This is a genomic window from Arthrobacter sp. Bi26, assembly GCF_918697925.1.
Classification (GTDB): Bacteria; Actinomycetota; Actinomycetes; order Actinomycetales; family Micrococcaceae; genus Arthrobacter.
The window spans coordinates 1-23,382 of the sequence record NZ_CAKKMF010000065.1; the positions used below are offsets into that span (position 1 = coordinate 1).

General features: G+C 67.4%; 21 protein-coding genes. 3 read left to right on the plus strand and 18 right to left on the minus strand.

Annotated features, from left to right (window positions below):
* Positions 1-92: 92 nt before the first annotated feature.
* From LQV16_RS16410 to LQV16_RS16485, 16 genes are all read right to left on the minus strand, one after another.
* A complete protein-coding gene (locus tag LQV16_RS16410; RefSeq protein WP_229994968.1) occupies positions 93-3,041 on the minus strand; it encodes a DEAD/DEAH box helicase in 2,949 nt (982 codons plus the stop codon).
* A gap of 24 nt (positions 3,042-3,065) precedes the next feature.
* Positions 3,066-3,860: a twin-arginine translocase subunit TatC gene (gene tatC, locus LQV16_RS16415; protein WP_229994991.1), complete on the minus strand. Its 795-nt coding sequence runs from the start codon at positions 3,858-3,860 to the stop codon at positions 3,066-3,068.
* Positions 3,861-3,908: 48 nt separating this feature from the next.
* Complete coding sequence (gene tatA, locus LQV16_RS16420; protein WP_229994969.1) at positions 3,909-4,178, minus strand: Sec-independent protein translocase subunit TatA; 270 nt, start codon at positions 4,176-4,178, stop codon at positions 3,909-3,911.
* 35 nt (positions 4,179-4,213) lie between these two features.
* On the minus strand, positions 4,214-4,597 hold the full coding sequence (locus LQV16_RS16425; protein WP_229994970.1) for a hypothetical protein: 384 nt from the start codon (positions 4,595-4,597) through the stop codon (positions 4,214-4,216).
* 5 nt (positions 4,598-4,602) lie between these two features.
* The gene (locus tag LQV16_RS16430) at positions 4,603-6,642 is read right to left on the minus strand and encodes a WYL domain-containing protein (protein WP_229994971.1); all 2,040 of its coding nucleotides are present in this window, start codon (positions 6,640-6,642) and stop codon (positions 4,603-4,605) included.
* Positions 6,643-6,829: 187 nt separating this feature from the next.
* The gene (locus LQV16_RS16435; protein ID WP_229994972.1) at positions 6,830-7,225 is read right to left on the minus strand and encodes an FKBP-type peptidyl-prolyl cis-trans isomerase; all 396 of its coding nucleotides are present in this window, start codon (positions 7,223-7,225) and stop codon (positions 6,830-6,832) included.
* A 49-nt stretch (positions 7,226-7,274) separates the two neighbouring features.
* Entirely contained in the window at positions 7,275-8,210 is a 936-nt protein-coding gene (locus LQV16_RS16440) for an FKBP-type peptidyl-prolyl cis-trans isomerase (RefSeq protein ID WP_229994973.1), read from the minus strand.
* 112 nt (positions 8,211-8,322) lie between these two features.
* Positions 8,323-9,687, minus strand: coding sequence for a Pup--protein ligase (gene pafA, locus LQV16_RS16445; RefSeq protein WP_229994974.1), 1,365 nt, complete (start codon positions 9,685-9,687; stop codon positions 8,323-8,325).
* Position 9,688: 1 nt separating this feature from the next.
* On the minus strand, positions 9,689-10,396 hold the full coding sequence (gene prcA, locus LQV16_RS16450) for a proteasome subunit alpha (RefSeq protein WP_229994975.1): 708 nt from the start codon (positions 10,394-10,396) through the stop codon (positions 9,689-9,691).
* 1 nt (position 10,397) lies between these two features.
* Complete coding sequence (gene prcB, locus LQV16_RS16455; protein WP_229994976.1) at positions 10,398-11,228, minus strand: proteasome subunit beta; 831 nt, start codon at positions 11,226-11,228, stop codon at positions 10,398-10,400.
* Positions 11,229-11,314: 86 nt separating this feature from the next.
* Positions 11,315-11,518 (minus strand): ubiquitin-like protein Pup, encoded by a 204-nt coding sequence (locus LQV16_RS16460; protein WP_090581157.1) that lies wholly within the window; start codon positions 11,516-11,518, stop codon positions 11,315-11,317.
* 90 nt (positions 11,519-11,608) lie between these two features.
* On the minus strand, positions 11,609-13,219 hold the full coding sequence (gene dop / locus LQV16_RS16465; protein ID WP_229994992.1) for a depupylase/deamidase Dop: 1,611 nt from the start codon (positions 13,217-13,219) through the stop codon (positions 11,609-11,611).
* Between the two features lie 59 nt (positions 13,220-13,278).
* Positions 13,279-15,090: a proteasome ATPase gene (gene arc, locus LQV16_RS16470; RefSeq protein ID WP_229994977.1), complete on the minus strand. Its 1,812-nt coding sequence runs from the start codon at positions 15,088-15,090 to the stop codon at positions 13,279-13,281.
* Between the two features lie 84 nt (positions 15,091-15,174).
* Entirely contained in the window at positions 15,175-16,269 is a 1,095-nt protein-coding gene (locus tag LQV16_RS16475) for a tRNA (adenine-N1)-methyltransferase (RefSeq protein ID WP_229994978.1), read from the minus strand.
* 101 nt (positions 16,270-16,370) lie between these two features.
* On the minus strand, positions 16,371-17,558 hold the full coding sequence (locus LQV16_RS16480; protein WP_229994979.1) for a site-2 protease family protein: 1,188 nt from the start codon (positions 17,556-17,558) through the stop codon (positions 16,371-16,373).
* A complete protein-coding gene (locus tag LQV16_RS16485) occupies positions 17,551-18,348 on the minus strand; it encodes an HAD family hydrolase (RefSeq protein WP_229994980.1) in 798 nt (265 codons plus the stop codon). Before LQV16_RS16485 ends, LQV16_RS16480 begins: the two co-directional genes overlap by 8 nt.
* A 164-nt stretch (positions 18,349-18,512) precedes the next feature.
* Between LQV16_RS16485 and LQV16_RS16490 the strand changes: the two genes are divergently transcribed.
* Together LQV16_RS16490 and LQV16_RS16495 are read left to right on the plus strand one after the other, a co-directional pair.
* Complete coding sequence (locus LQV16_RS16490) at positions 18,513-19,418, plus strand: PAC2 family protein (protein WP_229994981.1); 906 nt, start codon at positions 18,513-18,515, stop codon at positions 19,416-19,418.
* A 263-nt stretch (positions 19,419-19,681) separates the two neighbouring features.
* Positions 19,682-20,200 carry a DUF1269 domain-containing protein gene (locus LQV16_RS16495; protein ID WP_229994982.1) on the plus strand — a complete coding sequence of 173 codons (519 nt, stop codon included), beginning with the start codon at positions 19,682-19,684 and terminating at the stop codon, positions 20,198-20,200.
* Positions 20,201-20,217: 17 nt separating this feature from the next.
* Here the strand turns inward: LQV16_RS16495 and mshC are convergent, their stop codons facing one another.
* Both mshC and LQV16_RS16505 read right to left on the minus strand, forming a co-directional pair.
* Positions 20,218-21,498 (minus strand): cysteine--1-D-myo-inosityl 2-amino-2-deoxy-alpha-D-glucopyranoside ligase, encoded by a 1,281-nt coding sequence (mshC, locus tag LQV16_RS16500; RefSeq protein WP_229994983.1) that lies wholly within the window; start codon positions 21,496-21,498, stop codon positions 20,218-20,220.
* A gap of 15 nt (positions 21,499-21,513) precedes the next feature.
* The gene (locus tag LQV16_RS16505; RefSeq protein ID WP_229994984.1) at positions 21,514-22,347 is read right to left on the minus strand and encodes an undecaprenyl-diphosphate phosphatase; all 834 of its coding nucleotides are present in this window, start codon (positions 22,345-22,347) and stop codon (positions 21,514-21,516) included.
* Between the two features lie 52 nt (positions 22,348-22,399).
* Between LQV16_RS16505 and LQV16_RS16510 the strand changes: the two genes are divergently transcribed.
* A complete protein-coding gene (locus LQV16_RS16510; RefSeq protein WP_229994985.1) occupies positions 22,400-23,335 on the plus strand; it encodes an aldo/keto reductase in 936 nt (311 codons plus the stop codon).
* Positions 23,336-23,382 lie beyond the last annotated feature (47 nt).

Below are 23,382 nucleotides of genomic sequence, written 5' to 3' on the forward strand. Positions count from 1 at the left end.
CCTTGTAACTGGTGGCCGGTCCAGCGCCGGCGGGTTCGAAAGTCGTGGGAGGCCCGGCAGGGGGCCAGGTAGCGGGCCGGCACGCCCGCTCCCTACGCCACGGACGAATAGGCGACGACGCCGCGTTTGATGAGTTTGATGGCCTGCGCGCACAGCCGCGCAACCCGGGGGTCGAGGTTCGGGATGTCGGCCAGCTGGTCCAGGAGGTCAATCACCTGTTTGACCCAGCGGACAAAGTCGCCTGCAGCCAGGTCGGTGCCGCTCAGCACGTCCTGGAGGTGCCGGCCCTTGGCCCATTTGAAGATCGGCCAGACGAGGCCGAGTTCGGGCTCGCCGGTGAGAGGGAGCTTGTTGGCCTCCTCCACGTCCTCCAGCGCGGACCATTCCCGGACCACGGTGTCTACCGCGGATTCCAGGGACACGCTCGGCATCTTGGGCCGCAGGCCGCGGTCCTCGCGCTTGGCCTGGTAGACGAGCACACTGGCCAGGGCGGCGATCTCGGCGGCGTCGAGGTCGTTGAACGCGCCCATCCGCAGTGACTGCGAAATCAGCAGGTCCTTTTCGCCGTAGATCCGCCGCAGGCGTTGCCCGTCCGGGCTGATGGACAGCACACCGGTGTCCGAGGTCTCCAGGTAGCCGTAGCCCGTCAGGACGCCGCATACGCGGTCAAAGGTCTTCGCGATGGTGTTGGTCCGGCCCTGGATCTGGCGGATGAGCCCGTCCGTTTCCTGGCGGAGCTTCCACCAGCGTTCGGACCAGCGGGCATGGTCCTCGCGTTCGCTGCAGCCGTGGCACGGGTGGGCGCGGAGCTCCCGGCGCAACTCGGCGATCCGCTTCTCCTGGCTGGGCGCTGCGGAGGCCCGGCCGAAGTCGTCGTCGCGGCGCGGGGGCGCAGGCGGCCGGTGCTCGCGGATGGCGTTGCGCACCGAGGACGCCAAATCGCGGCGGGATTTGGGGACCTTGGCGTTGAAGGATTTGGGAATCCTGATCCGCGTGATCGGTGACAACGGACCTTCGACGTCGTGCAGGCCGATCCGGCGGAGCTGGTTGTCCAGAGTCATGACGGCGGGACGGGGCTCCCGGGATTCGTGGTCGGAGCTGAGCACCACCGCCAGTCCGGGCGACTTGCCGCCGGGGACATCCACCACGTCGCCCGGAAGCAGCCGGCTCAGGGAGTCCTCGGTGAGGGACTTTTTAGCCCGGGAGCTGCCCCTGGAGGCGGTGGTCTCGGCATCGCCCAGGGCCCGCCGCAACCGCGCGTATTCGGTGAAATCCCCAAGATGGCAGGTCATGGCCTTGCTGAACCCGGCGATGGACTCTTCCCGGCTCCGGACCTGCCGGGCCAGCCCAACGACGGAACGGTCCGCCTGAAACTGGGCAAAGGACGATTCGAGGATCTCCCGGGCGCGGGGCCGGCCGAACTGCGCCAGGAGGTTAATGGACATGTTGTACGTGGGCCGGAAACTGGAGTTCAGCGGGTAGGTCCGCCGTGAGGCGAGGCCGGCGACAGCCGCGGGATCCGTGCCGGGTTGCCACAGGACGACGGCGTGGCCCTCGACGTCGATGCCGCGGCGTCCGGCGCGGCCGGTCAGCTGGGTGTACTCCCCCGCAGTGATGTTGACATGCGCCTCGCCGTTGAACTTGTCCAGCTTTTCCAGCACCACGCAGCGGGCCGGCATATTGACGCCGAGGGCAAGCGTTTCGGTGGCGAAGACGGCCTTGACCAGCCCGTCGACGAACAGCTTCTCCACAACCTCCTTGAACGTCGGCAGCATGCCGGCGTGGTGCGCGGCGAGTCCGCGCAGCAGGCCGTCCCGCCAGCTCCAGAAGCCAAGCACATCGAGGTCGTCCGAGGGGATGTCCTGGGCGGCCTCGTCGACGCGCTGGGCGATGATCTGTTGTTCGCGCTCGGTGGTCAGCCAGAGTCCCGCCGCGACGCACTGGGCCACGGCGGCATCGCAGCCGGCCCGCGAGAAAATGAACGTGATGGCCGGCAGGAGGTCCTGCCGGTCCAGGCTGGCGATAACCTGCGGCCGGCTGGCCTTCCGCACCGGGCTGCGCTGGGCGCTCTGCGGTTCGTCCCGCTGGCGCTGGTTCCGCCGCTGGTTGCGGCCGCCATGGCCGAAGCGGCCACGGAAATTCATCTGGCTCTCGGCCCGTGCCATGGACAGCAGTTCCGGGTTGACCTCGAAACCGGCCCGCCCGGGCAGCTCTGCGGTGATGGCCGCGGAGCCAACGGCCGCAGGGACACTGCCTGCAGCGGCCCGGCCGGCAACTGCCTGACCGTCAGCTGCCTCGCTTCCCCCTGCCTCACCGGCTGGGGCGATCTCGTCAAAGGTTGTGTCGCCGGCAAACAGGTCCACGATCTTCCGGCCCACCATGACGTGCTGCCACAGGGGCACAGGGCGGTGTTCGGAGACGATCACGTCGGTCTGCCCGCGGACGGTGTCGAGCCATGCGCCGAACTCCTCGGCGTTGGAGACCGTGGCGCTCAGCGATGCCACCTGGACCTCGCTGGGCAGGTGGATGATCACTTCCTCCCACACCGCCCCGCGGAAGCGGTCAGCGAGGTAGTGGACTTCGTCCATGACCACGAAGCCGAGGTCATCGAGGGTGTCGGAGTCCGCGTAGAGCATATTGCGAAGCACTTCGGTGGTCATCACCACCACGGGGGCGTCCCCGTTGATGCTGGTATCGCCGGTGAGCAGGCCCACCTGGGCGGCGCCGTACTTGGCGGCCAGCTCGGCGTACTTCTGGTTGCTCAGGGCCTTGATGGGCGTGGTGTAGAACGCTTTGAGACCGCGCTGGAGGGCCAGATAGATGGCGAACTCCCCCACGATGGTTTTCCCGGCGCCGGTGGGGGCGGCCACCAGCACGCCCCGGCCCGCCTGCAGGGACAGGCATGCTTCGCGCTGGAAGTCATCGAGTTCGAATTCGAGCGAGCGGATGAAGCCGCCCAGATAGGTTTTGGCTTCGGCGGCCCGCTCGACGCTGGCGCGGTAACGTTCGGACGGCGATTCCGGCCCGGGGTGTGACGACATGCTTCCAGCCTAGTGCGCGAAGGGCTAGAGGTTCTCCAGCTCGGAGCTGGGGGTGGCCTGGTCGGCCGTGGCTTCGGTCTCGGCCGCATGCTTGACGGCGCGTCGCTCGCGCCGGCGGTCGTTGAGCAGGCAGAGCCCGATCGCGGCGAAGAACAGCGCCAGCATGGGTCCGGCCAGGTAGAACATGCTCATGGCGTCGGCGCCGGGGGCGGCCATCGCGGCGAACAGGCAGACCAGGAACACCGTGATCCGCCAGCTCTTGACCAGCTGCTGGCCCTTGATGAGGCCGGCCAGGTTCAGCCCGAACAGGACCACCGGCAGGAGGAAGGCGATGCCGAAGGCGAGCAGCAGCCGCAGCACAAAGGACAGGTACACCTGGGCGCTGATGAAGTTGGAGCCGCCCGACGGCGTGAAATCGGTCAGGACGCGCACGGCGTTGGGCAGCACAAGCCAGGCCAGCAGGACGCCGCCGACGAACAGCGGCACGGCCGCGGCCACGAAGGACAGGGCCAAGCGGCGTTCCTTCTTGTGCAGCCCGGGCACAATGAAGGCCCACAGCTGGTAGAGCCAGACGGGGCTGGCGATGATCAGGCCCAGGAACACGGACACCTGGATCATGAGGTCGAACGAGCTCGCGACGCCGTCAAAGTTCAGGGTGGCCTGACGGCCCTCGTGCTCGTTCAGGTCGCGGATCGGCTTGATCAGCGCCGTCAGCATTGGCTGGTAGACAAGGAAACCCACTACCGTCCCAAGGACGACGGCGATTGCCGCCTTAAAGAGCCGGTTGCGCAGCTCTTTCAGGTGGTCGAGGAGCGCCATCCTCCCCTCGGGGTTCGATCGACGGCTCATGGTCAATGCCATACGGACTTAGGCGCGGGTCGACGGCGGAACGTCGGTTCCGTCGCCCGTGCGGCTTTCCGGTGCGCCGGCCTGCGGGTGGTTGATAACCCTGCCTTCGACCGGCTCTGAGCCATCCTTGGCGTCGGAGGCGCCGTCCTTCTTCATTTCCCGGACTTCCGACTTGAAAATGCGCATCGACTGGCCCAGGCTGCGGGCCATGCCCGGCAGCTTCGGCGCAGCGAAAAGCACCAATGCCAGAACGATGATGATGATGAGATGCCAGCCTTCAAGCCTCATGGGGGGAGGTCCTTTCGTTTGAATACATCCTATGACTAACGCGTTTCGATGTCGCTCAGCGCCTGTGGTTGCCCGCGGTCCTTCTTGCGCTGGATGCGGCGCAGCCGGCGGGCGTTCTGCCGGGCGGACTTGGATGCGTGGTAATCATGTCGCATCCGGGCAGGCGAGGCAAAAACGGCGTCGCCGGGAACCGGCCGGGGGCCTGCGTCCGTGCCGTCCGGGGCACCGGCGTCGGCCGTTGCGGACCCGGTCTCGGGGGCCGAAGGTGAGGGCAGGCGGGAAAAACGTTCGGCGGCTTCACCCAATTCCTCAAGCGTGGTCATGGCTTGCCGGTACAGCCGCACGCCGAGCACGCCGAAGAAGAGCAGCGACAGCGCGACGAGCGCTATCCAAATCAGGATCCAGGACCACCAAGGCATGCTTATCAGTCTATCGGGCGATCCGACGAGGCTTCGTATTGCGCCAGGGCAGCGGCGAGCCATTCCCTGGACGCGTTCGCGAGGGCGTCTGGCTGCAGGATCCGCACCATTCCGCCGTGCTGGGCTACGAACATTGGCAGCCAGCCCGTACTGCCGAACCGGATTTCGGCGAGCATGCCGCCGCCGGGCAGCGCCGCGGTCCTCTCGGCGTAGTAGTCGTCTGCGAGACCAGTGCCACGGGGCGCAAGTTCCACCACCACCACCGTGTCGTCGTCGTTCGGGGTGAACAGTTTCACCGGAAAGCTGTCCGCCGGTTTCGCCGTCGCGGCCGCCGGCCGGCCGTTGGGCTCAAGGGCTTCGATCCTGTCCAGCCGGAAGTTGCGCAGGCCCTGGGCAGAGTGGCAGTACGCCTCGAGGTACCACGTGTTGTCCAGTGAATAGAGCCGCAAGGGGTCCACGTCGCGGTCGGACACGGCGTCGCGCTGCGGCGAGAAGTACCTCAAGTGCAGCTGCGCCCCGGACCTGATGGCCGTACGGGCGGTTTCGAGGGTGGCAGAGTTGCCGGGGGCCACCTCGGGGCCGGACAGCGCAGCCGCCTTCACCCCCTCCTCCCCCGCAGCGGCCATGAGTTTGAGCGTCACCGATTCCAGTGCGCCGCCTTCGGCGATCTCGGGCAGGCCGTTGAGGGTTTCCAGGCCGGTCAAGAGGGCGCAGGCCTCGTCCACGGTGAAACGTACGGGGCGGGTCAGGTCCAGGTCCTGGGTGATGAAAACGTGATCATCGTCCCACTGGATGTCCAGCAGATCGTCGGGGTAGCCTTCCGGCAGGCCTGAGCAGATCAGGATCCGCAGGTCGTCCTCGAGCGCCTTGCGGGTGATCCCAAACCTGGCCGCGACCTCGCTGATATGCAGTCCCTGGTTGTGGACAAGGAAGGGGACGAGCTGCAGCATCCGCTTGAGCTGGTCCTCCGAGGTGCGCTTGCGGGTGCGCCCGGCGCGGCCGGCTTCAGGGAAGGCCACGTCCGGAACGGGCCTGGCGGCGAAGGCGGCGGCTCCGGTGAGGCGGCGGCGGACGGCGCCGGCGAGTTCGGGAGGTGAAATCACGGTGACCCGGGGACCATAGGAGGCCAGCTCCTCGCCCAGCGTCTCGGCATCGCGGAAGGGCACCGTGAGCCGGTCCCTCCCGGCCGCGGGCAGCCGGGCCCCGGACTCCAGATCCAGGGCCCCGGGTTCCGGAGCTGGCTCCGAAACCGGCTGGGCGCGTTTGCGGAGCCCCAGGAGCCGTCCCTGCTCGACATCGACGACGGCGCTCTGTACCGGCAGCTCGGCCAGGGCAGCCAGTTCGGCGCGGACATTGAATGCGGCGGGAGGCGTGAAGCCCTTTTTCTCCAGCACGGTCACGGCGGACGTCAGGCGGGACAACCGGAAGAACCGTTTGTCCCCCCGGCCGCGGTCCTGGCCCACGAGGTACCACTGGCCAAAGCGGCTGCCCAGGCCCCAGGGCTCCACCAAGCGTTCCTGCTCCTGGCCCGTGCTGCCGGCGAGGTAGCTGAACCTGACCGGGTGCTGGGCATGCATCGCGGCGACCAGGTCTTCAAAGGCCTGGCCGGCGGGCCGGATGCGCGGCTGGACGCCGGTGGGAAGTTCGGCGTCGACGAGGCCGCCGGCGGCCTGCAGCTTGCGGACCGCGTCCACGGCGGCCGAGCCGAGGGCGGCATGCTCCCAGAGCTGCGCTGCGAGGATCAGGACAGTGCATTCCTCGGGGCTGAGGCTGACGTCGGGCAGCCGGTTCGATTCCTTGCCGATCCGGTAGCGGGTGGTTGCCGGGTCGTCGGAGCCCCACCCCGTGTCCGTCACGGTTTCGACGTCAAAGCCAAACTGGCGCAACTCGCCTTTGTCGCGTTCGAACATGCGGCCGAAGGCGACGTCACTGCTCGTGGTGTCGTGGTACACCTTTTCGCGCAGCTCACCGCGGCGCAGGCCGTACTTGGTGTTGAGCAGGGCAATGAGCAGGTTCAGGAGACGTTCTGTACGTGAGGCGGACACCACGCAAGGGTACTAAAGCCGGTCCCCGAAAATAACGAAAGCGCGGCAACAGCCGGAAGAACTTTTCCGATTGTTACCGCGCTTTGCGCATGTCAGCAGCATATTCCCTGCTGGTACCACCGGCCGATGGGCCCACGCCCGCAGGGTTCCCTGTCCGAGCTTGCGAGGATTAGGGGGCCGGTGGGGATTAGCGGACGGCGACGAGGTCCACGACGAAGATCAGGGCCTCGTTGGGGCCGATCGCCCCGCCGGCGCCACGGGAGCCGTAGGCAAGCTCGGACGGGATCTCGAGGCGGCGGCGGCCGCCGACCTTCATGCCCAGCAGGCCCTGGTCCCAGCCCTGGATGACCTGGCCGACGCCGACCCGGAAGTCCAGCGGCGCGCCGCGGCCCCAGGAGGCGTCAAATTCTTCACCGGTGGACCAGGCGACGCCCACGTAGTGGGTGGAAACGGTGTCGCCGGGCTTGGCCTCGGCGCCGTCCCCTTCGATCAGGTCGGTGATGACCAGTTCGGTGGGGACGTCCCCTTGGGGGAAGTCAATTTCCGGCTTCTCGCGGTCGAGGTTGCGCTGTCCAAATGACATGGTTACTCCTTTGACGTGACGTGTATTGACGTGTGGTGGATGCGGTGGATTATTTGACGCCGAGGATGTCGACGACGAAGACGAGGTCGCCCTTCGCGTCGCCTTGGCCCTGATCACCGTAGGCTAGGTCCTTCGGGACCACCAAAAGGACGCGGGAGCCGACCGTCTTGCCGGTCAGGCCCTGGGTCCAGCCCTTGATGACACCGGTCAGCGGGAAGGTGGCCTTTTTGCCACTTTCAAAGCTGGAGTCGAAGACCTTGCCGGTGGCGAGGGCCACGCCGACGTAGTTGACGGTGATCGTGTCGGTCTCCTTGAGGGCCTGGCCCTTGCCGGTGATGAGGTCCTGGGAGACCAGCTCGGTCGGAGCCTTGACGCCGGTGACCGAGATCTCCGGGATGCCCTTGTCGTTTTCCTTGACGGTCGGCAGGCCGGCCGGCGGGGTGACGGCGTCGCCCTCAGGCTTGTCCAGGACCGGCGGAGCATCCTTGGCGGAGAGGACCTTGACGATCAGGAGCTGCGTCGGCTTGGCCTCGGTCCCCTCGGCGGCGGCCTGGCCGGGAACGGCCAGGGCGATGTGGGAGCCAACCTTGGCGCCCACGAACGCGTTGTAGATCACGGGGCTGCTGGTCTTGAGCTCGTCGTTCAGCTCCAGCGGCTCGGGATCGTTCGGGAACGTGTCTTCGAGGGTGGCACCGTCGGTGCCGTTGAAGGCAACGATCGAAATGTCCGCGATCTGGTTGGCCTTGACCCGGTCGCCGCCGCCCTCGGTGACCACCTTGACAGTGGGTTCCTTGACGTCGAGCGGCTTGGTGAACTCGACACCGGGGGCCTTCTTGTCACCGTTCTCGGTCAGTTTGACCGAGTCCAGCTTGGCGGTCTCACCCGCGGACTGGCTGGTGGGTTCCGGAGCCGGAGGCGCTTCGCTGCCGCCGCAGGCGGTCAGCAGCAGCAGTCCGGGAAGAAGAATTGCTAGTAGTCGGCGCACTTGGAAACTTTCGTCGAGGCAAGGTGGACTCAGTGCCGTTCGGTTTCCCGCGGCAAAGAAAGCAGCGGCCGCAAGGCGGCCCTACCCCCAGAATAACGTGCCAAGCTGGGTATCAGCCCATCGAGTCCAGCAGCGCATCCACCCGGTCGTCCACGCTGCGGAACGGATCCTTGCACAGGATGGTCTGGTGGGCGCGGTCGTTCAGCTTCAGATGGACCCAGTCCACCGTGTAGTCGCGTCCGAGCTCCTGGGCGCGCCGGACGAAGTCGCCGCGGAGTTTGGCACGCGTGGTCTGCGGCGGGGCATCCACAGCATCCTTGACCGCGGTGTCGTCCACCACCCGGCGCACGGCCCCGCGGGCCTGGAGCAGGTAGAAGAGGCCGCGGCCGCGGGAAATGTCATGGTAGGTCAGGTCCAGCTGCGCAATCCGGGGCGCGTCAAGCCCCAGCCCGTGCCGTTCCCGGTAGTTGTCCATGAGCTTCTTCTTGATGGCCCAGTCCACTTCAGTATCGATCGTGCTCGTGTCGCCGCTTTCGATGGCGTCCAAGGTGCGCTCCCAGAGGTCCAGGATCATCGGCACGTGTGCGTTGTGCGCACCGTGCTCGGCCACGAACGCGGTTACCTTGCCCAGGTACTCGCGCTGGATTTCCAGCGCCGTGAGCTGCCGGCCGTTGGCGAGCCGCACCAGTGCCCGGCCGCTCAGGTCGTGGGAAATTTCCCGGATGCTGCGGATGGGGTTCTCCATCCTCATGTCGCGCATGATCACCCCGGCCTCGATCATCCGCAGGATCAGGTCCACCGTGCCGATCTTGAGCAGCGCCGTCGTTTCGGACATGTTGGAGTCGCCCACGATCACGTGCAGGCGCCGGTAGAACTCGGCGTCCGCGTGCGGCTCGTCCCGGGTGTTGATGATGGGCCTGGAGCGGGTGGTGGCGGAGGAGACGCCCTCCCAGATGTGGTCGGCCCGCTGGGAGAAGGCGAAGGTGGCCCCGTGCGGGGTCTTGAGGATCTTGCCGGCCCCGGCGATCAACTGGCGCGTCACGAGGAACGGGATGAGGATCTCCGCGAGCCGGGAAAATTCCCCGCGGCGCGGGATCAGGTAGTTTTCGTGGCTGCCGTAGGAGTTCCCGGCCGAGTCCGTGTTGTTCTTGAACAGGTACACGGTCCCGTTGAATCCTTCCGCTGCCAGCCGTTCCTGGGCTTCGTCCACGAGGTCGCACAGAATCAGCTCCCCGGCGCGGTCATGGGCGATCAGCTGGGCGAGGTCGTCGCACTCGGCCGTGGCGTACTCCGGATGGGAGCCGACGTCCAGGTAGAGGCGTGAGCCGTTGGTCAGGAAGACGTTGGAAGACCGTCCCCAGCTGACCACCTTGCGGAAGAGGTAGCGGGCCACTTCCTCCGGCGCCAGCGGCCGGGACTCCGGGCTTGAATAGGAAATTCCGAATTCGGTTTCGATGCCGAATATGCGCTTGTCCATCTCACTTCTCCTCAGCCAGCAATGCCACGATGTCCGGGTCCTCGAGCCGGCGGAACGCCCGGCGGGTGCCGCGGCCGCTTTCCGACCCCCGGTCCAGTACCGCAACTTCCAGTGCGGATACCGGCAGGGTGGTGGTTTCCTTGTCTGCCACGAGTCCTGCGAGGGCCAGCCGGATGGCTCCCGCGAAGTCGAGTTCGCCCTGCCAGCCCGCCGCGACAGCTTCGGAAACCTTGTCCGCCTGCCCGCCCATCACGATGAAGCCGTGCTCATCGGCAATGGACCCGTCAAAGGTCAGACGGTACAGATGGTCCGCCTCCTGGGTTTGAGCGACTTCGGCCACGGCCAGTTCCACCTCGAAAGGTTTCTGTTCTGCCGTAAACACCGCGCCGAGGCTCTGCGCGTACACGCTCGCGAGGCCGCGGGCCGTGACGTCCTCGCGGTCGTAGGAGTAGCCGCGGACATCCGCGTACCGCACCCCGGCTTGGCGCAGGCTCTCGAATTCGTTGTACTTCCCGACCGCCGCAAACGCGATTTTGTCGTAGATCTCGCCGATCTTGTGCAGTGACGGGGACGGGTTCTCCGCCACGAGGGCAATCCCGTCCTGGCAACTGATGACAACCACCGAGCGTCCGCGGGCGATGCCCTTCCGTGCGAAATCCGCACGGTCCTTCATGAGCTGTTCGGGGGATACGTAGAACTGCTGGGTCATCTCAGGCCTCCCGCTGGGCGACGGTCCGGGACTCGATGACGCGAACCGCCACGGCGGCGAGATCGCGGTCCGGGACCCGGACGGCGCCGGTTCGGTTCACGATGTACACCACTGGCCACAATTGCCGGACCGGGTCCGGGCCGCCCGTGGCGGAGTCGTCGTCGGCGGCGTCGTACAGAGCCTCGACGGCGACCGCCACAGCATCCTGCTCCGAGAGGCCGGGCCGCCACAGTTTTTTCAGCGCGCCGCGGGCGAACATCGAACCGGATCCCACCGCATGGTGCTCCTGCTCCTCATAGCGGCCGCCCGTGACGTCGTAGGAGAAGAGCCGGCCGAAGCCTGCGGGCCGGTCGAATCCCGCGAACAAGGGAACGACGGCGAGGCCCTGCATGGCCATGGGCAGGTTGCCGCGCACCATGGCGCCGAGCCGGTTCGCCTTGCCGTCCAGGCTGAGGAGCGTGCCCTCGATTTTCTCGTAGTGTTCGAGTTCAACCTGGAACAGCCGGGTGATGTCCAATGCGATTCCGGCGGTTCCGGCGATGCCCAGCACGGAGTACTGGTCGGCGGGGAAGACCTTCTCAATGTGCCGGCTCGCGATCACGTTGCCCATGGTGGCGCGGCGGTCCCCGGCCATCAACACTCCCCCGGCGTAGGTCATCGCCACGATCGTGGTCCCGTGCGGGGCCTGCAGCGGTGCCGCCGAATGGGCCGCGGGCAGCTGGTTGAAAGGCACTTGGCCGAAGGGCATTAAGTCGGGCCGTTCGCGCTGCAGATGCTCGGTGAATGAGGACGTCGCGTTGGCTGCTACTCGGTTGGCTGTTGTTTCCTGCACTAACGCTCTCCCTCAACGTGGTGGATCAACGACTCTTCCGGCCCTTAGCCCCTCCCGCCGCCCTCATCCGGCGGCCGGCGGCGCTCCTACTGGCCGCCCTTTTGGACGAAGGCGCGGACGAATTCCTCGGCGTTGGACTCCAGCACGCCGTCGATCTCGTCGAGGAGATCGTCGACGCCCTGGGTGGCTGCCGACGCCTGGGCGTCCCCTGGGGCCGGCGGCGCGGCGGGGACGTCCTCGTCAACCTCGGTGTCCCGCGACTGCGGCTGCTGCTGCTCCTGGCCTGCCATTGTTCTCTCCTTCATGTCCGTCCCTTTTCTCCTAAGGGACATCCTGTAGCAATAGTGCCACGCCCGGGGCGCCCGCGGGGGGCTTTGTTCCTAGGAACCGGGGCTGAGTCCCAGCAGTTCCGCCAGGAACGTTGCGGCCTCCCGGTGCCGGGCAAACAGGCCGCCTGTGAGAGCTTCGGTTCCGCGCAGCGGCTCGCGGGTAGGGACCCGCTGGAGCCTGCCGCGGCCGGGGACATCGAAGATCACCGAGTCCCAGCTGGCCCCCGCGAGGTCTGCGCCGAACCGGCTGACGCAGCGTCCGCGGAAGTACGCCCGCGTGTCCGACGGCGGTTCGGTTACCGCGCGGGCGATCGCGGCGTCGTCCACGATCCGCTGCATCCGGTCGCGGGCCAGGAGCCGGTAGTACAGCCCTTTTTCGGGGCGGATGTCGGCCCACTGCAGGTCCACGAGGCCCAGCCGCGCGCTGTCCCAGCCCAGGCCGTCCCGCTGCCGGTAGCCCTCCAGCAGGGACAGCTTGGCGAGCCACTCCACCGAGGACGCGGCCGCCGCCCGGTCGCCGCCGAGTTCGCTCAACGTGGCGGACCACCGTTCCAGGACCTCGTGGGTGTGGCCGTCACCGTCCACCGCGTCCGCGACGCCGGTGTCCTGCGCATGCTTCGAAGCGGCCTCCAAGTAGATCCACTGCAGGTCCAGGGCGGTGATCCGTCGGCCGTCGCCCAGGCGCAGCAGCGCGGTGAGCGAGGTGTCGTGGCTGACGGCCTGCAGCGCGGCGACGGGCTCGTGGATTTCAATCCGCGGCGCCAGCCCGGCTTCGATCAGGCTCAGGACCATGGCGGTGGTGCCGAACTTGAGGAAGTTGGACGCCTGGCTGAGGTTGGCGTCGCCAATGATGACATGCAGCCTGCGGTATTTGTCCGCCGTGGCGTGGGGCTCGTCCCGAGTGTTGATGATGGGGCGGCGGATGGTGGTTTCCAGGCCCACTTCGGTTTCGAAGAAGTCAGCGCGCTGGCTGATCTGGTAGCCGGACCGGGCGCTGTCCTGCCCGAGGCCCACCCGTCCGGCACCGCAAATGATCTGCCGGGTGACGAAAAACGGCGTGAGGCCGCGCACGATCTCGCCGAACGGCACCGAGCGGGGCATCAGGTAGTTCTCGTGCGAGCCGTAGGAGACGGACTTGTTGTCTGTGTTGTTCTTGTACAGATTGACCGGCGGCAGGTCGGGATCGGCGGCGAGGCGCCGGACGGCGGCCAACGCCACGAGGTCGCCGGCGGCGTCCCACGTCACGGCGGCGCGGGGGTTGGTCACCTCGGGGCTGGAATACTCCGGATGGGCGTGGTCCACGTACAGCCGTGCGCCGTTGCCCAGGACCATGTTCATGAGCAGCGTGCCGGACTCGTCCTCGCCGTCTGCCTCGAGTTCCTGCCGGCCGTATGCGAGAGCGATCGCCTCGGCGTCGAGGACAGGAGGCTGGTCGGTCAGCTGTTCCGGATCCGCGCTGCCGCGCTCGAGGGTCCAGCCGCGGGCGTCGTGCAGCGGCTCCTCATCGGTGTAGTCCCACCGCGTTTCGGCGCCGCCGGCGGCGCGCTGCCGCGTTACCTGGGCGTATGCCTGGATGACCCGGGCTGACATCATCGTGGCGTTGGCTCCGGGGGCCGAGGGCGCGTGGATGCCGTATTCGGTCTCCGAGCCCATCACCCTCATCGCCCCGCCGACCGGCAGCCCGCCCGCAGTGTCGGCAGGCCTGCCGGGGACAACAGCCGTCACAGGTACTGCCCTGTGCTGGGCATCGTCTCGATGGACTTCCCGGGCTCTTGGCCGGCCTTGCCCTGGACGATGGTGCGGATATACGTGATGCGCTCGCCCTTCTTGCCGGAGATCCGTGCCCAGTCGTCCGGGTTGGTGGTGTTGGGCATGTCCTCGTGTTCACGGAACTCGTCCACGACCGCCCGGAGCAGGTGGTCGATCCGCAGGCCCTTCTGCCCGATGGTCAACAGGTCCTTGATGGCGTACTTCTTGGCCCGGTCCACGACGTTCTGCACCACGGCGCCGGAATTGAAGTCCTTGAAGTAGAGCATTTCGGTGTCGCCATTGGCGTACGTGACCTCGAGATATTCGTTGGACTTCTCGGTGGAGTACATCGCCTCGACGGTCCGCTGCACCATGGCGTCCACTGTCGCCTGCACGTCGCCGTTGTGCTCGGCGAGGTCGGTCTCGTGGAAAGGCAGGTCCGTGGTGATGTACTTGTTGAAGATGTCGGCCGCGGCCTCGGCGTCGGGTCGCTGGATCTTGACCTTGACGTCCAGGCGGCCCGGGCGCAGGATCGCCGGATCGATCATGTCTTCCCGGTTGGAGGCGCCGATCACGATCACGTTGTCCAGCCGTTCGACGCCGTCGATCTCGCTGAGGAGCTGCGGGACGATGGTTGTTTCGACGTCGGAGGAAATGCCCGTGCCGCGGGTGCGGAACAGGGAATCCATTTCGTCGAAGAACACCACCACCGGGCTGCCTTCGGAGGCCTTCTCCCGGGCGCGCGCGAAGATCAGGCGGATGTGCCGTTCGGTCTCGCCGACGTACTTGTCGAGCAGCTCGGGTCCCTTGATGTTCAGGAAATAGCTCTTCATGTCCGTCTTGCCGGCGCGCTCGGCGGCGCGCGCGGCCAACGAGTTGGCCACGGCTTTGGCGATCAGGGTCTTGCCGCAGCCGGGCGGGCCGTACAGCAGGATGCCTTTGGGCGCCTTCAGCCCGTGCTCCCGGTACAGGTCCGGATGCAGGAACGGCAGTTCGACGGCGTCGCGGATCTGTTCGATCTGCGGACCGAGGCCGCCGATGTCCTGGTAGGTGATGTCCGGGACTTCCTCGAGCACGAGGTTCTCCACCTCAGAGCGCGGGATTTTTTCCAGCGCGTAACCGGTGCGTGAATCGATAGACAGTGCGTCGCCGACCCGGAGCCGCTGGGCGAGCAGGGCACCGGAGAGCCGGATGACCCGCTCCTCGTCGGCGCGGCCCACTACCAGGGCGCGGTCCGGCCCCAGCATTTCCTTCAGCGTGACAAGGTCACCGGCCCGTTCGTAGCCTAGCCCGGCGACCACCATGAGGGCTTCGTTAAGCAGGACTTCCTGCCCGACGGCCAGTTGGCTGATGTTGACCAGCGGGCTGATCCCCACCCGCATCTTGCGGCCGGCGTTGAAGATATCCACGGATTCTTCCGTGGCCGCCTGGCCGCTGTTCCCGGCCGTCGGCTGTCGCTTCGGGTTGAGTTGGAGGATTGTGCCGAAGCTGTACGGCGGCTGTCCCTCCTGGTCGAGGGCGTTCTTCAGCCGCAGGATCTCGGCCTTGGCCGTTTCCAGCATGCTGACCAGCTTGGAGTTGTTCTGCGTGGCGGCAGCAAGCTGACGGTCAATGTGGCGGAGCTTGTCCCGGAGGATGTTGACCTGCCGCTCTGCGACTGACAGTTCACTGGCGGCGTACCGTTCACCCTCGCCGGCTGCGGGCCGGGCCGCGTCCGTGCGTGCGGCAGCATCCGCTGCGCCCTCGGCCGGTGTGCGGCCCGGGTCAGTATTCGGAGTCTCCATCGTGCATCAGCCCCTTCCTGCTCTTCTGTTAAGACCATAGCCCTAAGAAGGCGGGTGCCGCTGGAGACATCCGAAATATGCTGCCTAGTTCGTTATCTCCGGGGCGTCGACGACATTTGTTCCGGCGATTGCGTCACGGGCGGCGCGGCGCAGCTTCTTGTCCGAGACCGCCCGCTCGCCGACGGCGCCCGGGGTCCAGGCGTTGACGTCTTCTTCGTTAAAGTCGGTCTTGGAGGGGCGGCGTTTCACCGAAATTCCCGTGACACCGTCGGCGAGGCGGCGGGTTACCAGCAGGAAGCCCGTGTGGGCGACCATGCGGTGGTCCGGGCGCACGGCCAGGCCCTCGAGATGCCAGCCGCGGACCATGGATTCCCACGCGTCGGGTTCGGTGAACCTTCCGTCCGCGCGGATGGCTTCGGCTGTCCGCGAAAGCTGCGTCACAGTCGCGACATAATTGATCCACACTCCCCCGGGTGCCAGGACCGTGGCGACGGCGTCGAGGCATTCCCACGGGGCGAGCATGTCCAGGACCACGCGGTCCACGGAGCCGGGTTCCTCGGTGCGCACCACTTCCTCCTGGAAGTCGCCGAGTGAGATCTTCCAGGCCGGGTGCGGGCCGCCGAAGATGGTCTCGACGTTGCCGCGGGCGATGTCCGCGAACTCCTGGCGGCGTTCAAAGGAATGCAGGTAGCCGTTGTCCCCCACCGCGCGCAGCAAGGAGATGGACAGGGCGCCCGAGCCGACGCCGGCTTCAACAACGCGCGCGCCGGGGAAGATGTCCGCCATGGTCACGATCTGGCCGGCGTCCTTGGGGTAGACCACGGCTGCGCCGCGCGGCATCGAGAGCACGAAGTCCGAGAGCAGCGGGCGCAGGGTCTGGTACTGCTGTCCGACGTTGTTGACGACCACCGAGCCGTCAGGCTTGCCGATGATCTCATCATGGTTCAGGAATCCCCGGTGGGTGTGGAATGCCCCGCCGACCTCGAGCGTGATCGTGTTCATGCGGCCGCGTTCGTCCGTGAGCTGGACCCGCTCGCCTTCGCGGAACGGTCCGCGGCGGCGCGCCGCGCCGGTCGCACCGTTCGCGGTGGTGGCGGCGGTGGTTTCACCTGCGGCGGTCTTAGTGCCTGCGGCAGTGTTGATGCCGGCGGCGGCGTTGGCGGCAGTGTCGCTGCTCATGAAGATGTTCCTCGCTCCTGTAAAGCTGTGTGGCCGCGGACATGCCGGCGGCCACCGGTCCTTGCGCGTGGGGGCCGGAAAATCACGACCGCCCAGTAACTCTACCGGTTCTGTCCCTGGTTCTGGCGTTCGTTCCGGTACTTGCCTGTGATGGCACGCAGGACGGCGGACTGGCGCAGCAGCCCGGTGACGGCGCCCTCTCGGTCCACCACCGCGTAGTCCTGGCCTTCGATCTGGGCCAGGTACTGGACCAGTTCCTGGCCTTTGGACCATTCGGGGACATAGGCGCCGGCGCCAAGGGGGTAGGAGACCGCGGTCAGGGCGGTCGCTGCGGCCAGGTCGGCAGGCACGGTGGCGGCCGCTGCGGCGTCCACGATGCCCACGGGGCGGCCGTCCCGGTCGCACAGCACCACGGCGGGCTTTCCTGCCGGCGCCCGGTCCTGGAGGTCTGCGACCGTGGCGGTTTCAGGGAGGCCGACGGCGGGTTCGGCGAGGGCCGCGGCATCGACAAGGTACAGCCGGCTCCGCAGGCGGGCCTGCTGGATCGACGCCGACGCCCCCATCCACAGGAAGCTGCCCACCAGGGCGGTGATGAGGGTGAAGGAAATATCCGGCCGTGCGCCGCTGAGCAGGGGCAGGACAATGAACCACAGGGCCAGGCCGATCACGATGATCCGGCCGGCCCAACCGGCGGCAATGGTGCCCTTTTCCTGGCTGCCGGTGGCTTTCCAGACGGCGGATTCGACCAGCCGGCCCCCGTCCAGCGGAAGGCCGGGAAGCACGTTGAAGATGCCGATCAGCAGGTTGGCCCAGACGAAGATGTTGGCCAGGATGTCGGCCACGCCGCTCAGGTTCCCGTACGCGAGCGGGAGCCAGCCGGCGCCGGCAAGGGCGAAGTTCGCCGCCGGGCCTGCCATCGCCACCAGGACGGAGCGGCCGGGTGAGGCAGTGAAGCTCTGGAACTGGGTGTGGCCGCCCCAGAGGTTGAGGACAATTTTCTCCGTGGGCCAGTGGAAAATCTTGGCGGTCAGCGCGTGCGCGAGTTCGTGGGCCAGCACGGAGATCAGGAGCAGCAGCGCGTAGGCGAAGGCGACGAAGAAGGCGGTGACGCCGAGGCGCGGATTGTTGCTCTGCAGGACCGGCCCGTACGCGATCACCGTGAAGGCCGCGATGATGAACCAGGAATACGCCAGAAAAACCGGAATGCCGGCGATGCGGCCCAGCGGGATCCCCTCACGGCGGCTTGCCGGGTTCTTGCCGGGCTGTCCGTGGCCGCCGGTGTCAGCCACGGGGACGGCTCCCGGTCGAGGTGCCGGCCAGGGCGGCGGTCGAGTGGGGCGGCGAGAGAGCGGCTGAGTCCGCCGCGCCCCCGAAGGTGGCGTCCGGGAATTCGTGCCGCAGGGCCACGAGCTCTTCCAGGTCCGCAACCGTGCGGCCTTCAAGGGTGTCCCAGGTGGCGCGGCGGGGATCGTCCGGGAGGGGCAGGATGTGCGGGATGGCGACCGTGACGACCCCGGAGGCCACGGCGGCGGCGACACCCGGCACGGAATCTTCCAGGGCCACGCAGTGGTGCAGGCCGAGCTCGGGGTCCTGCTGCTGCAGGAGCTCAACGGCCGTCAGGTACGCTTCCGGGTGCGGCTTCCCCTGCGTGACCGTGTCCCCCGTGACGAGGAACTCGAAGTAGGGCTCCGGCAGGCTCGCAACGATCTCCCGGGCCAGCGGGGCTTCGGACATGGTGACGAGGGCGCAGCGGACGCCGGCGTTGTACAGTTCGTCGAGCAGTTCGCGGGCGCCGGGGCGCCAAGGAACGCAGTTCCGGACCTGGCTGACCACATGGCCGGTGAGGGTGTCGATGATGTCGCGCCGTTCCATCGCCACGCCGGCTTCCTGCAGGATGCCCGCGGAAAACGTCAGGGACTGTCCCACGAGCTGCATGGCCTGGTCCTGGGACCATTGTCCGCCGTGCGCTTCAACGAGCGCGCGTTCGGCTTCGATCCAGTAGGGCTCGGTGTCGACAATGGTGCCATCCATGTCCCAGAGCGCTGCTTTAAGGAGGGGCCGGGACGCTGAGGATTGCATGCCTTCCAGTCTACGGGGAAGCCCGCGGCCGGGTGCCCGCGCTACGCCTACGGCGAATTCCGACTTCCCGGCCGCGGGATTCCGGGCGGAAATTGGGCGGAAATGGGGCACGCTCAGTGCCGTATTGCCTGCGCGGGGCGGGGTCTTGGACGTAGGGTGATGGCATGAACAGCTTCGAGGCAGACCCCACCGAACCAGGCGCCGTCTCCGAGCCGGAGCGGCTGCTGCAGCCCGTCCCCGAGGGCCGGCGGATCACCGTCATGCTGGCGGCCTTTGAAGGCTGGAACGACGCCGGGGAAGCCGCCAGCGATGCCCTGCGCTATCTGAACAAGCTCTGGGGCGGCAAGAAGGTCGCTGCGATCGACGCGGACGAGTACTACGACTTCCAGTTCACCCGGCCCACGATCCGCCGGACGGCGGCCGGTGAGCGGAAGATCAAGTGGCCCTCCACTCGCATCTTCAAGGCCAGCGTCCCCGACTCGAACGTGGACGTCATCTTCGTCCAGGGCACCGAGCCCTCCTACAAGTGGCGTGCCTACACGGCGGAGCTGCTGGTGCATGCCGAGGCCCTGCATGTGGACTACGTCATCCTGGTCGGTGCGCTGCTGGCTGACGTGCCGCACAGCCGCCCGATTCCGGTCAGCACTTCGACGGACGACGCCGCACTGCGTGAGCGGATGGACTTGGAGGCCTCGCAGTACGAGGGGCCGGTGGGGATTGTCGGCGTGCTCGGCGAGGTGGCGTTGCTGGCCGGGCTCCCGACGGTCTCGCTCTGGGCGGCCGTGCCGCATTATGTGGCCCAGGCGCCGTCACCGAAAGCTCAGCTGGCCCTGCTGCACCGGATCGAGGAGCTGGTCCAGGTCCCCCTGGACACCACGGAACTGGTGGAGGAGGCCGACGCGTGGGAGCGCGGCGTGGACGAACTCGCCACCGAGGATCCCGAAATTGCGGCGTATGTCCGCCAGCTGGAGGAGGCCAAGGACACCGCCGACCTCCCGGAGGCCAGCGGCGAATCGATCGCCCGCGAGTTCGAGCGCTACCTTAAGCGCCGGGGCAAGGACAAGCCCTAGGCCGTACCTGCCTTCTTATCTGCGGAATCCACGGACCCTTCCAAGGGTTCTTCCCCGGGCCAGAGTCTTATGACCCTGCCGGTGGGCGCCTGTCGGGGCAAGAGTGGGACCTGCGCTACCGGTTGGGGTACCGTCCCGGCCTGGGCCGGGCAGGCCTCCCCCCCGCTCGGGATTCGGTTCTGTCCGACACCCTCGGGACCGGCAGCGTCGAGGAAGAAGCGGAGTGGCCGTTACGCCGGCCAGAACCCAGTGGAGGTCACACCATGTCAGAGCACAACTACACCTTGTTCGTGTCCTCGTACGCCGACGAGGACTCGGCGGCAGAGGATTTCAAGGCGATCAAAAGCATGGACGACGCGGCCGTGGCTGCTGCGGTGGTCCTGTCGCGTGACGCTTCGGGCAAGACCGAGGTCAAGGAGCACGGGGGCGGACTGGTCGCCGGCGGCACTACGGCCGGCGCCATCGGCGGGCTGGTGGTCGGTCTGTTCGCTCCGCCGCTCCTGCTGTCCGGCGTGATCGGTGCCGGAATCGGCGCAGGTGTTGGCGCCATCAGGAAGCGGCACGAGGAGAAGGCCATCGGCGTCAACGCGGACGAGTGGCTGCCGCCGGGCTCCTCGGCGATCGTGGCCCTCGTCGACGACCTCTACCTCGACCGAGTCGACAAGGCGATCGACAAGGCCACCAAGAGGGTCAGCAAGGCTGTCGAAAGTGGTGACTACGACGCCGTGGTCAAGGCCATCAACGAGGGTGACCAGAAGATCATCGACGCCGCTTCGTCCTGATCGGCCGAGGCGGCGGGTTAGAGCTCGACGCCGAGCAGGGCGTTGACGGCGTCGTTCACCAGCGCGGCGTCCGTGGCCGCGGCGGTCCCCGGGGATTCCAGGGCGGACTTGGCCCAGACGTCGACGGCGGCGAGGGCGCCGGGCGCGTTGAGGTCGTTGGCGAGTTCGGTCCGCATCCGGCCGATCAGGGCCGCGGCGGAGCCGTGGGGAGCCACGGCGAGGGCCTCGCGCCAGGTGCGGAGCCGGTCTTTGGCTTCGGCGAACCCGTCGACGGTCCAGGACCAGTCCGTGCGGTAGTGGTGGGCCAGGATCGCCAGGCGGATTGCGGCCGGCTCTTCCCCGTCGGCGCGGAGCCTGGAGACCAGGACCAGGTTGCCCTTGGACTTGCTCATCTTTTCCCCGTCGAGGCCCACCATGCCTGCGTGCGCGAAGTGGCGGGCCAGCGGCACGCCGGCCAGCGAGTACGCGTGGCCGGCACCCATTTCGTGGTGCGGGAAGACGAGGTCCGAGCCGCCGCCTTGGACGGTAAACGGCTTGGGTAGGTACTCCTGGGCGATTACGGTGCATTCGACGTGCCAGCCGGGCCGGCCCTCCCCCAGCTCGCCGCCGGGCCAGCGGGGCTCGCCCTCGCGGGCAACCCGCCAAAGCAGCGGGTCCAGCGCCTGGCGCTTCCCGGCCCGGCCCGGGTCTCCGCCGCGTTCGGCGAAGAGTTCCAGCATTTCGGCGTCGGAGAGGCCGGAAATCGATCCCAGGGTCCAGGCGTCGACGGCGTCGGCCGAGTGTTTCCCGGCGGCTTCGACGTCGTAGTACACGTCGCCGTCGGGCTCGCCGCCGGTGCCGGGGACGCGGTACGCGAGCCCGCTGTGCAGGAGGCGCTCGATGGCGGGAACGATCAGGGGAACGGCCTCGACGGCACCGATGTAGTGATCCGGGGCGAGGACGTTCAGGGCCTCCATGTCGGTCTGGAAAAGCTCGATCTGGCTCGCGGCGAGTTCGCGCCAGTCGACGCCGGTGGCCGTCGCGCGCTCCAGGAGGGGATCGTCGACGTCGGTCACGTTCTGGACGTAGGCGACGTGCTGGCGGCCGTCCCGCCACGCGCGGTTCAGGAGGTCGAAGGCGACATAGCTGGCCGCGTGGCCCATGTGCGTGGCGTCATAGGGGGTGATGCCGCAGACATACATGGACTGCTCACCGGTGGCCTCCAGGGTGACGATTCCGCCCTTGGCGGTGTCGAAGAGGCGCACGGCGGGCATGCTGCCGGGGAGCTGGGCAACAGGGCGGGAGATCCAGGATTTCACAGCCCAAGCCTAGTGCTAGGCGCTGATGACATTGAAACCGAGCAGCAGGAACAGGGACATACCCAGGAGGATCCGGTACCAGACAAAGAGCCGGTAGCCGCGGGTGGAGACGTACTTCAGGAACCAGCCAATGATGACGTAGCCCACAATGAAGGCGATCACGGTGGCCAGGGCCGTTTCCGCGAGCCCGTACGGGCCGGTGATGCCTTCCTTGGAAACCACCTTGTACAGCTGGTACAGGCCGCTGCCGAACACGGCGGGGATGGCCAGCAGGAACGAATACCGGGCCGCCGCCTCACGGGTGTAGCCCATCAGGAGCCCGGCGCTGATGGTGCCGCCGGAGCGGGACACGCCAGGGAACAGGGCCAGGGCCTGCGCGAGTCCGTAATATAGGCCATGTTTGTAGGTCAGCTGCGTCAGTTCGCGGTTCTGCCGGCCGATGGTGTCGGCCACCGCGAGGACCATGCCGAACACAATCAGCATGGTCGCGACGCCCCATAGGCTGCGGAGCACCGACTCGATCTGGTCCTGGAACAACAGGCCGAGGACGATGATCGGGACGCTGCCCAGGATCACCAGCCAGCCCATGCGCGCATCCGGGTCATGCCGGGACGCTTTGCCGGTCAGCGAAGCGGACCACGCGCGGATGATCCGCAGGATGTCGCGCCAGAAATAGACAATTACAGCCGTCTCGGTGCCCAGCTGGGTGATGGCCGTAAAGGCCGCGCCGGGGTCTGACGCCTCCGGCAGGAAGGCGCCGACAATCCGCAGATGGGCGCTCGAGGAAATCGGGAGGAACTCGGTCAGCCCCTGTACCAGGCCCAGCAGAGCCGCTTGTATCCAGTTCACGTTTATAGACCCTACGTTATGAAGCAGGGCGAATCCCCGTAAGCTTGCTGGCATGCAGCAGCGTTATGTCGGCAACAGTGGGTTGCGCGTGTCCGCCCTATCCCTTGGCACCATGTCCTGGGCCCGGGAAACCGAGGAACAGGATGCGGCCGCCCTGGTGCGGTCCTTCGTCGATGCCGGCGGAACCCTGATCGACACCGCGGCATCCTACGCCGACGGGCAGGCCGAGGCGATGCTCGGCGGAATGCTGGGCGACGTCGTCGCCCGTTCCGAAGTGGTGATCTCCACGAAGGCCGGACTGACGACGGCGGACGGGCGCCGCAGCGTCGACACGTCCCGCAACGGCATGCTCTCCGGGCTTGACGCGAGCCTTGCCCGGCTGGGCACCGACTATGTGGATCTCTGGTTCGCGCACGCCTGGGATTCAAATGTGCCGCTGGAGGAGACCCTGTCCGCGCTGGACCACGCCGTGCGGTCCGGCCGGGCACGTTACGCCGGCGTCTCCAATTTCAACGGCTGGCAGACAGCCAAGGCCGCCGCCATTGCGGGCTTTCCCCTCGTGGCCAACCAGTCCGAATACTCGCTCCTGCAGCGCAGCGCGGAGATTGAACTGATTCCGGCCATCGAGGACGCCGGGCTCGGCCTGATGGCCTGGGGTCCGATCGGACGCGGCGTCCTGAGCGGTAAATACCGCGGGCACATTCCCGGGGATTCCCGTGCCGCCAACCAGCGGCTCGCCACGTACGTGGAGCCTTATCTCGAGGCGCCGGCGTCAAGCGTGGTGGAAGCCGTCGCCATGGCGGCGAAGGGGCTCGGCCGGACGCCCCTGGATGTGTCGCTGAGCTGGCTCCTGTCCCAGCAAGGGGTGGCCACCGCGGTGGTCGGCCCCCGGACGCAGGTTCAGCTCAAGGAGATCCTGGATTCGGCCCTCGCGCCGCTTCCGCCGGAGATCGCCCAGGCCCTCGAGGATGTGTCCGACCCGGCCTGAGGCCGGTCCGGGGGTTCCGCAGGACCTGATTCTCTGGGTTTGTCCGT

What these genes read in the sequence shown, in the direction of transcription:
- LQV16_RS16490 (WP_229994981.1), top strand. Translation starts at nt 18,513, where the DNA reads ATGAACAGCTTCGAGGCAGACCCCACCGAACCAGGCGCCGTCTCCGAG.
- pafA (WP_229994974.1), bottom strand. Translation starts at nt 9,687, where the DNA reads ATGGACAAGCGCATATTCGGCATCGAAACCGAATTCGGAATTTCCTAT.
- LQV16_RS16485 (WP_229994980.1), bottom strand. Translation starts at nt 18,348, where the DNA reads ATGCAATCCTCAGCGTCCCGGCCCCTCCTTAAAGCAGCGCTCTGGGAC.
- LQV16_RS16425 (WP_229994970.1), bottom strand. Translation starts at nt 4,597, where the DNA reads ATGCCTTGGTGGTCCTGGATCCTGATTTGGATAGCGCTCGTCGCGCTG.
- dop (WP_229994992.1), bottom strand. Translation starts at nt 13,219, where the DNA reads ATGAGGGTGATGGGCTCGGAGACCGAATACGGCATCCACGCGCCCTCG.
- LQV16_RS16495 (WP_229994982.1), top strand. Translation starts at nt 19,682, where the DNA reads ATGTCAGAGCACAACTACACCTTGTTCGTGTCCTCGTACGCCGACGAG.
- LQV16_RS16410 (WP_229994968.1), bottom strand. Translation starts at nt 3,041, where the DNA reads ATGTCGTCACACCCCGGGCCGGAATCGCCGTCCGAACGTTACCGCGCC.
- LQV16_RS16510 (WP_229994985.1), top strand. Translation starts at nt 22,400, where the DNA reads ATGCAGCAGCGTTATGTCGGCAACAGTGGGTTGCGCGTGTCCGCCCTA.
- LQV16_RS16475 (WP_229994978.1), bottom strand. Translation starts at nt 16,269, where the DNA reads ATGAGCAGCGACACTGCCGCCAACGCCGCCGCCGGCATCAACACTGCC.
- LQV16_RS16460 (WP_090581157.1), bottom strand. Translation starts at nt 11,518, where the DNA reads ATGGCAGGCCAGGAGCAGCAGCAGCCGCAGTCGCGGGACACCGAGGTT.
- prcA (WP_229994975.1), bottom strand. Translation starts at nt 10,396, where the DNA reads ATGACCCAGCAGTTCTACGTATCCCCCGAACAGCTCATGAAGGACCGT.
- tatA (WP_229994969.1), bottom strand. Translation starts at nt 4,178, where the DNA reads ATGAGGCTTGAAGGCTGGCATCTCATCATCATCATCGTTCTGGCATTG.
- LQV16_RS16435 (WP_229994972.1), bottom strand. Translation starts at nt 7,225, where the DNA reads ATGTCATTTGGACAGCGCAACCTCGACCGCGAGAAGCCGGAAATTGAC.
- tatC (WP_229994991.1), bottom strand. Translation starts at nt 3,860, where the DNA reads ATGGCGCTCCTCGACCACCTGAAAGAGCTGCGCAACCGGCTCTTTAAG.
- arc (WP_229994977.1), bottom strand. Translation starts at nt 15,090, where the DNA reads ATGGAGACTCCGAATACTGACCCGGGCCGCACACCGGCCGAGGGCGCA.